We start from the raw sequence: 15,672 nt of genomic DNA, 5'->3' as shown, positions 1-15,672 counted from the left end.
TTAATGAATATATACATAAGAACTTACTTGTGAAGCAGGAATTGTTCTATAAGTCACAATACCTGGTGATGCACTATAGTTCATTTCAGAAATCGTTATACTACCGTTAGCATTTACAGATTCTACAAATGCTACATGACCATAATATGCCATATCAGATTGTAAGATAGAACCAACAGTCGCTTTGCGGTCTATTGTATAACCATCCGCTGCTGCAGCTGTATCCCAGTTATTGGCATTCCACCAATATGTACTAATTCCTTTACCAATTTGGGCACGTTTATTGAATACATGCCACGTACATTGACCCCAGTCATATAAATTTGAATGATTAAAGACAGGTGTCTTATACCCAGCAGATCCAGTAGAACTTGATCCTGAACCACCTGTAGATGCTTTACCTGATACTTTTAATTTTTGACCTGGATAAATATTAAAGTTAGTTAAACCATTTAAACTCATGATTTTTTGATACGTTGTGCCATATTTTGCAGCAATCGCTGATAATGAGTCACCCGATTTAACTGTATAGGTTGTTGTGCTGCCACTACTTGTGTTCCCTGAAGTATTTGAGCTACTTGAAGACGCTGTACCTGATACTTTTAATTTTTGTCCCGGGTAAATATTAAAATTTGATAAACCATTTAGGCTCATAATTTTTTGATACGTTGTGCCATATTTTGCAGCAATCCCTGATAAAGTGTCACCCGATTTAACCGTGTATGTTGATCCTGTAGATGTATTTGACGATGTACTAGAACTTGTTGAACCAGATACTTTTAACGATTGATTCGGAAAAATAACGTTTGACGTTAAATTATTAAGCGACTTTAACTTAGCCACTGACATATTATATTTATTCGCTATAGACCATAATGAATCGCCGCTCTTAACTTTATAAGTTGTTACAGCATCTGCGTTTGTCGAAGTAACTGCAGCTAATGCGCTTGTCCCGATTACAGTTGCAATAATTTTTTTACGCAATTTATGTAAACCTCCCAAATATTCTCTTTTTTCGCTTCATCTCTATACTCACCTGTTCATTATACACCCTCGACCTGTAAATGAGTATATTAATTATATGACATTATCATTACAAAAGAGAACAACTCGGTTGCGTTCAAATTAAACCGCAAACAACTAAGATTTATTCAAAAGGTCGTAATTTTATATTTTCTATACCAAAATATGCTTTTAATAGTGTCTGATAATTACTTTGTGTTACAGGAATTTTTTCTTTTTCACCATGATCCGTAATCGTTAAATAATTATTAGATAATGTTACGCGTCCATACAACTTTGCTTTACTAACAATTAATTTTTTTACAAATATAGAATGCGCATCATACTGATTAAAATGAATCGCTTCATCGAAATCCATGATTGCTTGCGCTTTGTCAATCGCGCGATATTGAATTTCCCAAGCCTCATCTTTATATTTACTCATATCAATCGTTTGCGTATCAATCCACGACGCTTGAAAATATCCATTCACATCCTCAATCACTTCCGGTTCATTTTTTAATGGCATCGCTTGTTTAGGTACATCGGCATAACCCACATCCACTAAATATTTTTCTTGATTTATTTGTACAATTAATGCCATATGAGAACCGGCCATGGCCCACCCATTACCCGTATTGATTGTTGCTGATATCATATAAGCATCAAACCCTTTGGACGTTATCCAACTATGGAACAAACGATTCTGTTCGTAACAATAACCACCTCTGTGTTCTGAAACAATTTTATGAATCATCGTCTCATCATCTAAAGCAATCGGTTGCTTATTTTGCACATTGATATTTTCAAAAGGTACATTAATAACATATTGATATATATAATGATTTAGTGTTGTTAAATCATTGTCACGATACTTTTCTGTATTAATATTTAAGTAATCTTCTAATGATTTAAAATCCGTCATTGTCTTCACCCTTTTTAAATTTAAAATACTCCCTAATACAATTCATTTTAATAAATTTTGCTAGACTAATACAATTTATATACATTACACATTTATCGATTTTTTCAATTTTTATTATTTGCAAATAACAAAAACGGGTAAGACAATACATATATGTATTGATAGATTTGACACTAGACTAATAAATAGATACGGTGTATATTCGATGTTTTTAAAGTTGTTATAGGTTATCAATTCAATTTTTCTGATTTTTCAAACTTTTAAATTCATATTTCAATATCTATCAAACTATTTTAATGGGGGTAATTATTTGACTAAAGAACACAGCGAACAACCAAAAGATTTACGTATTCGCAGCAAAGTAATTAGTGAGGGTGTCAGTCGTACACCCAATCGAGCTTATTTACGGGCACTCGGCTTTGAAGATGAAGATTTTCAAAAACCAATGATTGGTGTTGCAAGTACTTGGAGTGAAGTCACGCCATGTAATATGCATATTGATGGTTTAGCTCGTGCTTCAAAACAAGGCATTAGTGAGGCAGGGGCTTCGCCACTTATTTTCAATACCATTACAGTATCAGATGGTATTTCAATGGGAACAGACGGTATGCGCTTCTCTTTACCAAGTCGTGAAATTATCGCGGATTCTATAGAATCAGTTGTCAGTGCTGAAAATTTAGATGCACTTGTCGCTATTGGTGGTTGTGACAAAAACATGCCGGGATGTATGATTGGTATCGCTCGTCTTAATTTACCAGCCGTCTTTGTTTATGGCGGCACAATATTGCCTGGGAAATTGGATGGTAAAGATTTAGATGCTGTTTCTGCCTTTGAAGGCGTCGGACAGTATAATAATGGCGAAATAGATAAAGAGGCACTTCACAAAGTAGAATGTGCCGCTTGTCCAGGTGCAGGTGCTTGTGGCGGTATGTTCACTGCCAATACGATGTCATCTGCTATTGAGGCCATGGGCATGAGTTTACCAGGAAGTGCTTCGCATCCAGCAGTTTCTACAAATAAATCCAAAGACAGCAGAGCAGCAGGTAAAGCCGTTTATAAACTATTAGAAAAAGGCATCTATCCAAAAGATATTATGACTAAAGAAGCATTTGAAAATGCAATTACTGTAGTCATGGCACTTGGAGGATCTACCAATGCGATTTTACATTTACTTGCTATTGCACATACAATCGAAGTCGATTTAACACTTGATGATTTCGAAAAAATTCGTAAGCGTGTCCCACATATCGCTGACTTGAGACCAAGTGGTAAATACGTCATGGCACATCTTGATGAAGTCGGTGGTATTCCAGCAGTTATGAAATTATTACATGACAAAGGCTTAATCCATGGAGATTGCTTGACCGTAACTGGCAAGACTGTTGCTGAAAACCTTGAACAACAACCTGACCTAACCGATAATAAATCTATCATTGATTTTGACAATCCAAAACACGCTACTGGACCGCTTGTCATCTTGAAAGGGAACCTTGCTCCAGAAGGCGCCGTTGCAAAAATCTCAGGTCTAAGCGTAACTTATATCAAAGGACCCGCACGCGTATTTGATTCCGAGTCCAAGGCTACCAAAGCCATCTTAAATGACGAAATCAAACCAGGTGACGTGGTCGTTATTCGATATGCTGGCCCTAAAGGTGCACCTGGCATGCCTGAAATGCTATCTGCATCATCCATTCTTGTTGGTAAGGGATTAGGTGAATCTGTAGCGTTACTCACAGATGGCCGTTTCTCTGGCGGTTCTCATGGTCTTGTTATCGGACACGCAGCGCCAGAATCACAAGTTGGCGGTCCGATGGCATTATTAGAAGAAAACGACACGATTACCATTGACGCAGAAAAACTTGAAATTAGTTTTGATGTATCAGATGAAGAACTTGAGCGTCGTAACAAACAATGGCAAGCACCACCTTTAAAAGCCAATCGAGGTACGCTAGCTAAGTATGCTAAACTTGTTTCCTCCGCTTCAAAAGGAGCTATCACAGACTAAATTTTCTTTATAGGCAAGTAGCAGCGTAATGTCGCTTGTTATTAATAGTTATTTCTAGCATTAGAACCACATTTGAAACATGACTAAACGATTTTAATGTCATGTTCTAGTTATACTAGCAATCTATTTCGTGAACTTGTCTTTTACATTTAAAAAAACAGCTAACTACTGTGTATATGATTGAATAGGCCGAAACTCCAAATGAAGTTTCGGCCTATTCATTTTGCTCAAAAATAAAACAATTCCATTCAAGACACTTTAGCATGCGCAATTGTTTTTATTTTTCCTCGCTATACCATTTGCGAATGCTTTTTCACTACTTAGGGATTACTCAACACAATTGAGCACAATTATATTAAAGAAAGGGTAACAAAACAAAGCGAGGTGAGTTACATGACCTTTTTCATTGATATCATCAAAAAATTCGTTGGTTTATTCACAGGTAAATAATTTTCAAAAATTATTTGATGGGTTTGGGACATAAATAGTTGTCTCAAACCCCTTTTTTATTAGAGCATAGGTGCAAGCGCTCACTCCTTTTTAACCTTTTTCATGTTAATCATTTAAGTATGTCCATTCATCTCGCAGTATGCCCATTTTAATCGCATCATATAATTGGCCTTCTACAATTCTTGCTTGACGAATACAAGCTTCTTCTTTCATACCTACCCTCATTGCAAGTTTTATCATCCGTTTATTACCAGATCAAGTGGAAATACCAAGTCGATGTACAAAGTTCTGTTCAAATAAATAATCTACCCACAATTTAAATACTTCAGAACCAATACCACTTTCCCAAAACTTTGTATCATAGATGACAATACCTATTTCTAACCAATTTGTATTTTTATCCACCCAGTACGATCCAACTGTACCTATAAATTGACCATCAGCCATAATAGCTAACGTACTTTCTACATTTGGATAAATGTAACGCCCTTGTTTCGTTCGCTCAAAAAATGTAGATTTATCTATTTTGGGTTCATTAATATACGGTCCATTCCATTTTTTAGCTGCTTGTTGCTTTTCTTCATACTTCCAATAATAAATTTCATCAATTATAGCATCGTCTATGGCTACTAATTCACCTTTTGAAAATGGAATCATTGAAACGCCTCCCAACTATTAGTACGTATTATACGCATGATTATTTAATAAATATACTTTCATCCATAAAAAAGCTCTTCCTAAAAAGTTTACACATATTGCGTGCCTACTTTAAGAAAGAGCTTGTGATATATAGCTTATAAAAGCAATTTTACTTAATAAATCTCTCATAAATAACTAACTTACGCTTAGATGTTCAAATCATCTTAGCGAACTGATATCATATTTTACTATTTTATTAAAAGAATAAAGATTTTATTACTCTGAAGAAAGAACCTAATAAATCGAATAAGTCACCTGACATCATCATAACCTCCTTCGCAAAATTTATCGCACAAATTATGCATCAAATTGTTCGTTACGTACTAAATCATCGGCTAAACCATGCCAAAACTGTTGTAGTTCTTCTGTTGGATGGCTATAATCCGATGCATCTTGACCAACGAAATCTACATGATCCCAACATGTTTGATAGGTGTTACTTGCCATATACCTTTTTGAATTTGATCTGTTGCTTCTGTATATGGCTGATTAAATGGATGTTGTGCTGAAATTGTAGAAATCAGACCATCATTTTCACGCCATTCTTTTTCTGCTGCTTTCCCACTCACATTACCTGTAACAGTGAATGGGAAGAACATGCCGATATCAGATTTTTGCTTACCTAATAATGTCGGTCTTGTAGATTCACCAGTATAGGTTTTATATACAATATTAGGATTTAGGGACGTTTTTTTATTTAACTTTTCTGCGCCTTCACGTGTTAAATCATAGAAACCATTATCTTGCGTTGTCCAAAGTGCACTATTTTGTACACGTTGTACATATTTAACATATGATTCCCCTTCTCTTTGTTTAAGTCCCCATTGTCCAAATCCAAAATCTACTTTAGAGTTTTTATTACCTTTGAATTTCGCATAATCAAAGGCCAACTGTCTTACAAAGGCTTCATTACCCAATTTATCTGCGGCAATTGTACCATTATGTGGCGTACCTAAAGTCGTAATAGAATTAATCATATTGTCATTCGTACCTTGATATAATGGTGAAATTTCACCACCATGCGCTTTTTGATATTCTATTTCTTCTTTGTTGCCGTTACGCAACAGTTCTTCTAATTGTCTTACCGTTTGTCCACCCATACTATGCGCTACTAGATGTACTTTTTGTCCTGGCTGCCAATCTTTATACACACCTTCATATGTTTTTCCGTATCGGTTATGTCCATATTTTTCAGCATGTGCTGCACCATAGTCCACAGTACCACCTTTTATGTAGTAATAAAGTTCAACGGCACGGTCATAGTTACTGCTTAATGCACCTATACTTGCTTCATATGTTTCATATCCATTACTTTCTAAGTCTTGGCGAATATCTAATTTGTCGCCACCCCAGTAATGCGATAAAACAGATGGATTGATATCATCTGTGAAACCATTAAAGCCATGAACCAAAATGATTGGGTCTTGGTTTTTATACTGTCCTTGTTTAGCAGTTTTATTTGGTAGTTCAGCTGTTTTGTTAACAGCTTGCTGAGTTTGATTTTTCGGTGTTGCTACCGCGCTTTCTTTTAATGCTTTTAGTGATTTATCTTGATTATCTTTACGTTCGTCATCTGAATTGGTATTTGCCGCTTTTTCACCATTTAATTTATCAAACGATAGTCCTGACTTATCTGTAGTAACAGCCGCTTCTTTGTTAGGAGATGGGCGCTCAGTTGATAACGTATCCGTATTTTCCGTCAGCTTATTTTTGTCTGCTTGGTTATATTGCGGGTCTACTTCGTCTGCTTGCTCTTGTTGTACTTTATCTTTTGCGTTGTATTCCGGATCTACTGTATTTTTATTATCAATTGCTTTTGTTTGATCGGATTGTTGTTCAGTATGTAAGCTTGTATTATTCGTATTTTTTCATCATTCGCTTGTGTATGATCATTTTCAACCGGTATTGCTGATGTTTCATTCACTAATTTTTCTTATTTATCATTCCCCAATTGATTCCCACTCAATTGTTGTACCTTTGTTTCAGTATGATGGTCTTCTTCAGTAGCCTGAGCTGTCCCTACACCTAAAAATAGTAATGAACCTATTAAAATTGAAGAAGCGCCGAAAGTAAATTTACGTATACTGTACTTGTTTTGTCTTTTATCCATGTTCAACACCTCTTGGTTAATGATTTTATACACATTCAAATAAAACTATATGAAAAGATTAACGATAAAACGTGGTATCAGTTCAAAAAACTTACCAATTAAAGCTTTCATACGACTCAACCCCTTCAAAAGAAAACGCTTACATCGTTTTCGAAAATTTTTATTTATCAAAAGAATAATTTAAGACATTAAGTCCATACATCGTATCTAAAAAATTAAAACTTTTAATAAATAATTTAATTAGATTTTACTAAATAACTGCTCTCAAGTCAATGATAGAGTGCAATTTAATTTTGCGCAATCAAAAAAGCACTCGCCAAATAACGACGAGTACATTTTAGATAAATTGAGCAATAAATATTAGTACGATGATGACCGGTAAAATAAATTTCACTAGATAATACCACGGCATAAATAATTTAAATTTATCTTTTCCAAAATGGGCTTTTAAATCATCTTTGTTTAGCAATTGGCCTACCACTAACGTTGTCCCTAATGCACCTAAAGGCATTAATATGTTAATAACTAAAAAATCCATATTATCAAATATTGAACCTGCGCCAAATTGAATACCACTTAAACTACTAAATGACAATGTAGCAGGTATACTAATCATAAACACTAATAAACTAGCATAAAAAGCAACAGGTTTACGTTTTGAATTATCATTTTTAGTAAAGTTTGAGACGTTTAATTCAAGTAATGATATAGAAGAAGTCAGTGCTGCAAACAAGAATAAAATTAGAAAAATTAAATAGAATCCTTGTCCAAAAGCCATTTGATCAAATACTTTTGGTAATACTTTGAATAATAAGCCAGGACCTTCAGTTGGACTGTAACCAAATGCAGCGATTGCTGGGAATATCGCCATTCCTGCTAATACCGACACCAAAATATTCATAGCAACAATTGAAACTGCAGAAGTCTTAATAGTCATTTCTTTCGAAGCATAACTAGCATAAGTAATCATGCCCGTTGTTCCTAAAGATAAAGTGAAGAATGATTGTCCAAGTGCAAATAAGACACCTTCCATGGATATATCTTCTAAACGTGGTTCTAAGATAAACTTCAAGCCTTCCATTGAACCCTCTAAAGAAAGTGATTTAATCACAATCACAATTAAAAAGATAAACAGTAATGGCATCATAAATTTAGATGCTTTCTCTAAGCCTTTTTCGACACCCATCATAACAATAATCATTGTTAATAAAATAAAGATACCTTGACCCGTAATGGTTAACCAAGGATTTCCTATAATCGTCTCAAATGCTATACTTCCTAATTGATCATTACTAAAAGTTAATATTTGAAACGCTACATTGATGATATATATAACGATCCAGCCACCAATGACACTATAAAAACCAAATAATATAAATACTGCTAAATTACCGTTCCAGCCAATGACATTAAGCCAACGCTTTTTCGTTAATTTTTCATATATTTTAGTTGTGTAGGTTCTCCCCATTTTACCTACAGTAAATTCCATTATAAGTAGTGGCAATCCTACAAATATCGTAAATACTAGAAACATTAGTAAAAACGCACCACCACCATATATGCCAGCCATATATGGGAATTTCCACATAGCTCCTAGTCCGATAGCAGAGCCAGCACTTGCTAAAATAAATCCTGTCGAGGATTTCCATTGTGATTGTTTATTCATTATTTTTACATCCTTTATATTTTACAAAGCTTTATTGCGTTAAAGCGTTCGCGTGACATAGCATCTACTATAACATTTTTTTATGACTGACTCAATATATTTTTACACATGATTTCCTTATTAAAACCATGACACCAGTCATAGCAAGCTATAATAACATATGAATGTTTCATGAACTTTCATATAAAAAATACTTTAAATATTATAAATTATCTGACATTTCATTGAATATATATTCAATTTATGATAAAGTAGCATGTGTTTTGTACAAGACAATCTCCTTGAAATCGAGGTATTAAGAATGAATAAACTCATACTAATTTCTGGTCTTATGTTATTTTCATTTTTCTTCGGGGCCGGAAATTTAATATTTCCACCTATGTTAGGTTATACAGCTCAAGAAAATATGTGGGTTTCTATGACTGGATTCGCTATTACAGGTATTTTACTCCCTTATATAACTGTGATCGTTGTGGCATATATGAACGGTGGCGTTGAAAGTATTGGGAATAAAGTACACCCAATCTTTGGTACTGTTTTTGCTATCTGTATTTATTTATCTATCGGAGCACTTTATGGTATTCCAAGGGCTGCTAACGTTGCCTATGAAATCGGAACCAACCATGTTTTGCCGGTACATAATCATTTCACTTTAATTATATTCTCGCTTATCTTTTTCTTAGTTGTTTATCTAATTGCGCTTTATCCAAATCGCATTATTGATAACCTTGGAAAATATTTAACGCCGATATTAATTATTATTATTGCAGTCTTATGTATATTAGTAATCATTAATCCTGAAGGTTCAATCGGACAAGCGAGTGGCAAATATGCTCAAACACCCATCGTGTCAGGTATTTTAGAAGGTTACTTCACTATGGATTTAGTAGCAGCATTAGCCTTTTCTGTAGTCATCGTTCAAATGTTTAAAATGAGCGGTGTAAACGATCATAAGACGCTTGTAAAAAATGTAATTAAATCCGGACTGATTTCAGCCATATTATTATTAATTATCTATTTTGCACTAGCGTATGTGGGCGCGACTACAAGTCATGAAGGCTTTAAAGATGGAACTGGTATATTAACATTCAATTCGTTACGCGTATTTGGTTCAATCGGAAACTTATTGTTTGGCATTATTGTTATCTTGGCATGTTTAACAACATGTATTGGTTTAGTTAATGCTTGCGCAGCTTTTGCTATGAAGAAATTACCAAAAATATCCTATAAGATGTTTGTTTTTATCTTTTCTTTATTAGGTTTTTTAGTTTCAACATTAGGCTTAGAATTGATTTTACAAATCGCTGTACCACTCTTAACATTTATTTATCCAACATCGATTGTATTAGTCCTTATATCATTGGTAAGTATTTTCATCCCATTTGAGATGAAATATGCATTTATATTACCAACACTTATAACACTATTCATTTCGTTGTTACAAATATTTAATGATTTTAACCTGTTCCAGCCATTAATTTCATTATATAAAGTACTACCATTATCAGATATACAATTAAGCTGGTTGCTTCCATTCATTATTTTATTATTTATTGGATTAATCATTGATTATTTCTTAAAAAATAAAACCGTCAGGACATCTAAATAGCCTGACATGCCACACTTAAATATATGATTTGAAATTCATTGAGTATTCGTTACCTAGATTAAATGAGGTAGACGAATACTCTTTTTTAGCTACAAGAAGATATATATTATTGTCATTTGTTATAATCAGTATAAGCAAATACATACAATTGTCATATGATTAATAAAACATATAGAATGGAGCATTGTCATGGATACATTCAATACATTTTTAGAAACAATTGATAACGACAAACACAGAACAACATTGTCTGAAGTTTTGAACTGGATTGCAGATACATTTCCTAACTTGGAAACAACGATAAAATGGAATCAGCCTATGTTTACGGATCACGGCACGTTTATCATTGGATTTAGCGTTGCGAAACAACATTTTTCAATCGCTCCTGAAACTAAAGCCTTAAGTGAACATGCACAACAAATTGAGGCAGCTAGTTATTCGCAGACCAATAACCTTTTTCGAATAAAATGGAGCCAAGACATAGATTACGCATTACTAAAAGCTATAATTCAATACAATATAGAGGATAAATCCAATTGTGATACATTCTGGAGACCATAATTTGAAAAATACATCTTTCTTTTTTGTACTGATTCACTAAAAATGAAAACCACATACAAGACCCCCTCAGCTAGTTTTCCAGTGAGGGGGGGTTCTATGATTCTATTTATTCAGTGAAATCACTTCATATCAGTTATTTAAATGTTTCACTATCATTTTAATAATAAATTGGAAATATTTTTTGAATGGCTAAAGCAAATGTTTATAGGTTCTATTTTTATATAAAAGCCATAATTCCAGATATTAAAAATAAAATAGCGCAGATTAGATACAAGTATCCTAGTTTTTTCGATTGTTTCTTAACTATGACATAATATAGTACTATCATGGATAGTGCTAAAACAAGTGACGAGACGCCTCTATGAACAGATATGATATTAAACATGAACACCCCGTTCACGATAAAAAGTATTACCGATATCACAAGTGCAATTTTATCGAACTTATCAAGTCTTCTTTCTACTTGTTTCATTGACACATACCATCCTTTTGAATATTTTATCTAATAATCTTCAAAAAATGCGATGATGTCTTGTTCTACTTCCAGATGACCCTCACCATAAGTCATCAAATGTTTAGACGGGCCATAGCCTTTCATTTCTTTGTCTTCATGTTGGATGCGCTCATAAATATAATGTGCACTCGTTTCATAAGCATCATCATCTTGCTCGCCATATTTAATTGCAATCGGTGCAGTAATATCCTTTAAATGCGCCATGACATTTTCTACCAATAATTGAAACTTATATAGCTGAGGACTATAATTTTCAATTTCAGCCAACTGTTGGTCAATATCTGCTTGTTCAAGACCAACTAAACTCCCCATACGCTGTCCATAAACTTCAAGTCTACCGGAAAGACCCGCATCACTTTTTCTATAAGGTGTAGACATAATCGCTATTGAACTTATCTCTTTGCTTTCTGCCAATTTCAATGACAAGATACCACCTAGCGAAATACCGCACACACTAATTTCTGAATATCCTTTATCTTTTAAAAATTGGCAACCGGCCGTTGCATCTGCTAACCAATCATCAACATCAAATGCCATTAATTCATCAAGCATTAAACCATGTCCTTTGTATGCCGGTATATAACAGGTAAATCCCGCTTCATGTAATTTTGTTGCTAATAGTTTTACATCTCGTACGGTTCCTGTAAAAGAATGAAGCAATAATATCGCCTTTTCAGACGCTTCATGTTCCAAAAATATTGGATTCGGTGCCTTCACATTTATCATTATTTGTCACTCCAAATTTTAGTTTCCTTATGTATTGTAATTGAACAGAACTTGTCCAACAAAATCTTTCATTTTAATCATACAATTAAAAAACTTCCTTTCAAAATGATAGACACAACATATCACTTTAAAAGGAAGTACTACAAATTCAATTTCCTATGCTTAATTCTTACTGAAAAACTGTAATTCATAAATAGATTCATCATTATAAACATTAAAGCTATCAATAATAGCATTTAAATACAGTACTTGTGTTTTTCGACTTACATTATGTTGATATGATATTTTTACATTTAAATCTGATTCATAGCCATTATTTTTGATTGTCTTTTCAATTTCACTAAAAACATCTATACATTCTCCTCTTAAATTATATAAATATTTTATTTTTATCATTATAAATTTATAATATTATATTTATATAATTTTTATTAATATCTATAGGAGCAATATATGTCTTTTCAAAATAATAAATTACGCTTATTCATCAAAATTTACAATTTCCGTCTCTCTGTTATAACTATCTTGTTAATGTTGCTTTTAATTATTTTCTCTCCAGATTTAAGAGCTGAAGATACTTATCAGTCTATGACTGACTTAATGGATAATACAAACGAAGGTACAGATTGGGAACTCAGTTATAACGATAATAATAGTGACACACTTATCGGTGCTATTCACGGTGGTAACATTGAAGCTGGAACTTCTGAAGCCGCAAAATTAACTGCGAATAAAGGCGCATATCGCTACTATGCGTTTGAAGGTATTCGACCATCAGACAATTCTGATCTCCATGTAACTTCCACAAATTTTGATGAACCTATCATTGAATCAATGCAACAAAAGGTTTCCAGTTCTGTAATGATTCACGGGGCAGATGGTAATGATGCCACAATATACATTGGGGGCAAAGATGAAACACTTAAAGATTCAATTGAAAATGAACTAACTGAAAATGGCTTTAATGTAGAGGTATCTCCTAGTCATCTAGAAGGGGAATCCAGCCAAAACATTGCTAATAAGAACGCTGAAAATGCAGGTGTACAGTTAGAATTGACTACAGGTTTACGTCAATCTTTCTTTAATAACCAAGATTTATCATTTAATTCGCGTTCTGATCAAAGTAATTGGAGTATGACCCTATATGATTTTGCTCAGGCCCTTAAGGACACGATTGAAGCAAAATAAATATGAATCAATCACAGTCACTGTTCATATCATCACTGTGTTCGATTCATATCTTTTTAAAAGTATTAAGTTTCTTCTTCCACGACTCTATTTTTAGCGGCTGCGAACCCAAAAATGAAAACTAAAATAGACATCATAATAAATGCAATAATGACAATGTCCCAGCTGTTTGTAAGGTCATGAAGCAATCCAATCAAAAATGGACCAAATGCAGCTATGAAATAACCAACAGACTGTCCAAAGCCAGACAACGAAATACTACCATTGCTAGTACGAGCACGTATTGAAAAGAAAGTCATACATAAGCTAAAACATGCCCCCATTGCTAAACCTACAATAACCATACCCATAATAAGTACTGGTAAGGATTGTGCAAAAAATAATCCAAATCCTATTAAAAAAAGCAATGTGACAATAATCACTAAAATACGTTGATTTTTTAATTTCGCAGCTATTACTGGAAATATAAATGTCATTGGTACTTGTGCAAATTGATTCAACATCAATAAATAACCTGCAGTATTAGGATCTATACCTCTGTCCATCAAAATAGAGGGCACCCATGCGACTATCGTATAAAAAATCATTGACTGAAATCCCATCGTTAAAGCAACCATCCATGCGATTTTGGATTTTATCATATTTAATTTTTTATTTTTGTTTAATTCAGCATTTTCAATTGTTCTTGTTTCGAGATTCGATCCACTGCGCACGGTTAATAGCCAAATTGTTATGGCAGCCAGTCCTAATATGACCCAAAACACTAACGACAATCTGAACCCTAATATCGTCATTTCAGATAAAGGATGACTCAACCCTCCGCCCAATCCTGCAGTAAAATTCATCGTTCCACTATAAATGCCAGTCATAAGTCCTATCTGCATTGGGAAGTACCACTTTACATAACTCGGTAGGACAACATTTCCAAATGCAATGGCAATCCCTAATAAAATAGTACCGATAATAAAGACATTAAAGTCACCCATTATACGTAGTATTAAAGCTACAATTAACAATAACGTCGAGTAAAGTAATGTATAAGACATGGTCAAACGTGTTGTAACTTTAGATACTAAGGGTGAAACAATTGCAAATATAATGAGAGGAATCGTTGTTAGAAAACCTGCGACACTATCGTTGATTGACATCGCTTCTTTAATTTCATGAATCACAGGCCCTACAGAAGTTAATGGCGCTCTTAAAGTTGATGCAATAAGAATGATTGCTATAACGACAATCCAATTTTTTTGAACTTTATGGTTCTGAGTTAATTCAGCCATTCTCCACCAACTTTCTCATTTTCATTTAATAAACTGATACTTATATACTGATGTAAGTATACAACAAATTTTTGACGTCGTTAATCGCATACGACTTATTAAAATGACAATCATTCTATTCTCTGAACAGATTTCTAACCACTCGCATTAGTCCAGATAACACTTAAGAGGGTTCATGTGCTTTATACACACACTTACTACTATTAATTTGAATCACAGACACTTTTATTTAAGATACCATTCAAGTGCTTGGCTTTCCATCCGTTTTACAAATGCATCTTTTCCGTCACAATATCCTTCTATATCATATGGAAACTGTTGTGCTAACGCTACTTTTAATTCTCCATATGCACGTGCCACTGCCACATTTGTTCTTAAATAGTCTCTAACTACCAAATGACGATTAATTTCGTAACGATTTTCTTGTTGAAATGCATGCACATGATGCGTTCGAGGATTTTCTCCTTTTTTAAAAAAGCGTCTCCCTGTTATTCCATTTTCTCCTAATGCTTTATAACCTATATCTGCCATTGCTTCATTAAAATGATCTATTTTATTTATATCTTGTACAACAGGCATTATATCTATAATAGGCTTTGCCTTTAAGCCAGGAACTGACGTACTACCAATATGATATATTTCAATAATTTCATCACCCCATACCGAAAGGATTTTTTGCTTTTCATTTTCAAATTGCATTACCCATTGCTTTTGATGTGATTGAACCTCTATTTTCATAATTGCACACTTCCTCCCTATTTTTTTATAGTATACATCAACAACCATTGCCCTATCATGCTTCGCTTACCAATCCGTTATATTTTATATCCTTTTAAATATATTCCGAACAACTTGATACCATCCTTATTTTTTAAAAAATAATTGTAAAAAATATTAGATTTTTAACCTTAATGGTTTGCTTTGCTAACTTAAAAGG

General features: G+C 33.6%; 11 protein-coding genes and 2 pseudogenes. 4 read left to right on the top strand and 9 right to left on the bottom strand.

From position 1 onward, the window contains the following. Together ACP7BT_RS12370 and ACP7BT_RS12365 are read right to left on the bottom strand one after the other, a co-directional pair. Complete coding sequence (locus tag ACP7BT_RS12370; protein ID WP_037539117.1) at nucleotides 1-984, bottom strand: LysM peptidoglycan-binding domain-containing protein; 984 nt, start codon at nucleotides 982-984, stop codon at nucleotides 1-3. 163 nt (nucleotides 985-1,147) lie between these two features. Next, a complete protein-coding gene (locus ACP7BT_RS12365; protein ID WP_041079860.1) occupies nucleotides 1,148-1,927 on the bottom strand; it encodes an arylamine N-acetyltransferase family protein in 780 nt (259 codons plus the stop codon). Nucleotides 1,928-2,237: 310 nt separating this feature from the next. Here ACP7BT_RS12365 and ilvD point away from each other — a divergent pair, with 310 nt between their 5' ends. Beyond that, nucleotides 2,238-3,932 carry a dihydroxy-acid dehydratase gene (gene ilvD / locus ACP7BT_RS12360; RefSeq protein ID WP_002484243.1) on the top strand — a complete coding sequence of 565 codons (1,695 nt, stop codon included), beginning with the start codon at nucleotides 2,238-2,240 and terminating at the stop codon, nucleotides 3,930-3,932. A gap of 555 nt (nucleotides 3,933-4,487) precedes the next feature. On the opposite strand, the pseudogene ACP7BT_RS12355 reads toward ilvD, so the two are convergent. The 3 genes and pseudogenes from ACP7BT_RS12355 to ACP7BT_RS12345 form a co-directional block, all read right to left on the bottom strand. Then, a pseudogene (locus ACP7BT_RS12355) lies at nucleotides 4,488-5,039 on the bottom strand (GNAT family N-acetyltransferase). Between the two features lie 339 nt (nucleotides 5,040-5,378). After that, nucleotides 5,379-7,191: pseudogene (lip, locus tag ACP7BT_RS12350) on the bottom strand (YSIRK-targeted triacylglycerol lipase). A 337-nt stretch (nucleotides 7,192-7,528) separates the two neighbouring features. Continuing rightward, nucleotides 7,529-8,860, bottom strand: a complete 1,332-nt coding sequence (locus ACP7BT_RS12345; RefSeq protein WP_172969229.1) for a sodium-dependent transporter — start codon at nucleotides 8,858-8,860, stop codon at nucleotides 7,529-7,531. Between the two features lie 298 nt (nucleotides 8,861-9,158). Between ACP7BT_RS12345 and brnQ the strand changes: the two genes are divergently transcribed. After that, nucleotides 9,159-10,466 (top strand): branched-chain amino acid transport system II carrier protein, encoded by a 1,308-nt coding sequence (gene brnQ / locus ACP7BT_RS12340; RefSeq protein WP_041079857.1) that lies wholly within the window; start codon nucleotides 9,159-9,161, stop codon nucleotides 10,464-10,466. Between the two features lie 189 nt (nucleotides 10,467-10,655). Further along, complete coding sequence (locus ACP7BT_RS12335; RefSeq protein WP_041079856.1) at nucleotides 10,656-11,027, top strand: iron chaperone; 372 nt, start codon at nucleotides 10,656-10,658, stop codon at nucleotides 11,025-11,027. 502 nt (nucleotides 11,028-11,529) lie between these two features. Here the strand turns inward: ACP7BT_RS12335 and ACP7BT_RS12330 are convergent. Together ACP7BT_RS12330 and ACP7BT_RS12325 are read right to left on the bottom strand one after the other, a co-directional pair. Beyond that, entirely contained in the window at nucleotides 11,530-12,267 is a 738-nt protein-coding gene (locus ACP7BT_RS12330; RefSeq protein WP_426303780.1) for an alpha/beta hydrolase, read from the bottom strand. Between the two features lie 162 nt (nucleotides 12,268-12,429). Beyond that, entirely contained in the window at nucleotides 12,430-12,663 is a 234-nt protein-coding gene (locus ACP7BT_RS12325) for a hypothetical protein (RefSeq protein WP_370874724.1), read from the bottom strand. A 57-nt stretch (nucleotides 12,664-12,720) separates the two neighbouring features. Between ACP7BT_RS12325 and ACP7BT_RS12320 the strand changes: the two genes are divergently transcribed. Next, nucleotides 12,721-13,455 (top strand): poly-gamma-glutamate hydrolase family protein, encoded by a 735-nt coding sequence (locus ACP7BT_RS12320; protein WP_037539122.1) that lies wholly within the window; start codon nucleotides 12,721-12,723, stop codon nucleotides 13,453-13,455. Nucleotides 13,456-13,520: 65 nt separating this feature from the next. Here the strand turns inward: ACP7BT_RS12320 and ACP7BT_RS12315 are convergent, their stop codons facing one another. Together ACP7BT_RS12315 and ACP7BT_RS12310 are read right to left on the bottom strand one after the other, a co-directional pair. Continuing rightward, nucleotides 13,521-14,735, bottom strand: coding sequence for a CynX/NimT family MFS transporter (locus tag ACP7BT_RS12315; RefSeq protein ID WP_041079854.1), 1,215 nt, complete (start codon nucleotides 14,733-14,735; stop codon nucleotides 13,521-13,523). Between the two features lie 225 nt (nucleotides 14,736-14,960). Continuing rightward, nucleotides 14,961-15,473, bottom strand: coding sequence for a GrpB family protein (locus ACP7BT_RS12310; RefSeq protein ID WP_041079853.1), 513 nt, complete (start codon nucleotides 15,471-15,473; stop codon nucleotides 14,961-14,963). Nucleotides 15,474-15,672: the final 199 nt, after the last annotated feature.

The sequence above is a fragment of the Staphylococcus sp. Y174-1 genome (assembly GCF_049897865.1).
GTDB lineage: Bacteria > Bacillota > Bacilli > Staphylococcales > Staphylococcaceae > Staphylococcus > Staphylococcus saprophyticus.
The sequence above is the reverse complement of the archived record's forward strand: the minus strand, read 5'-3'. Positions and strand labels throughout refer to the sequence as shown.

What these genes read in the sequence shown, in the direction of transcription:
- ACP7BT_RS12330 (WP_426303780.1), bottom strand. Translation starts at nt 12,267, where the DNA reads ATGATAAATGTGAAGGCACCGAATCCAATATTTTTGGAACATGAAGCG.
- ACP7BT_RS12315 (WP_041079854.1), bottom strand. Translation starts at nt 14,735, where the DNA reads ATGGCTGAATTAACTCAGAACCATAAAGTTCAAAAAAATTGGATTGTC.
- ACP7BT_RS12310 (WP_041079853.1), bottom strand. Translation starts at nt 15,473, where the DNA reads ATGAAAATAGAGGTTCAATCACATCAAAAGCAATGGGTAATGCAATTT.
- ACP7BT_RS12325 (WP_370874724.1), bottom strand. Translation starts at nt 12,663, where the DNA reads ATGATAAAAATAAAATATTTATATAATTTAAGAGGAGAATGTATAGAT.
- ACP7BT_RS12365 (WP_041079860.1), bottom strand. Translation starts at nt 1,927, where the DNA reads ATGACGGATTTTAAATCATTAGAAGATTACTTAAATATTAATACAGAA.
- ACP7BT_RS12335 (WP_041079856.1), top strand. Translation starts at nt 10,656, where the DNA reads ATGGATACATTCAATACATTTTTAGAAACAATTGATAACGACAAACAC.
- brnQ (WP_041079857.1), top strand. Translation starts at nt 9,159, where the DNA reads ATGAATAAACTCATACTAATTTCTGGTCTTATGTTATTTTCATTTTTC.
- ACP7BT_RS12320 (WP_037539122.1), top strand. Translation starts at nt 12,721, where the DNA reads ATGTCTTTTCAAAATAATAAATTACGCTTATTCATCAAAATTTACAAT.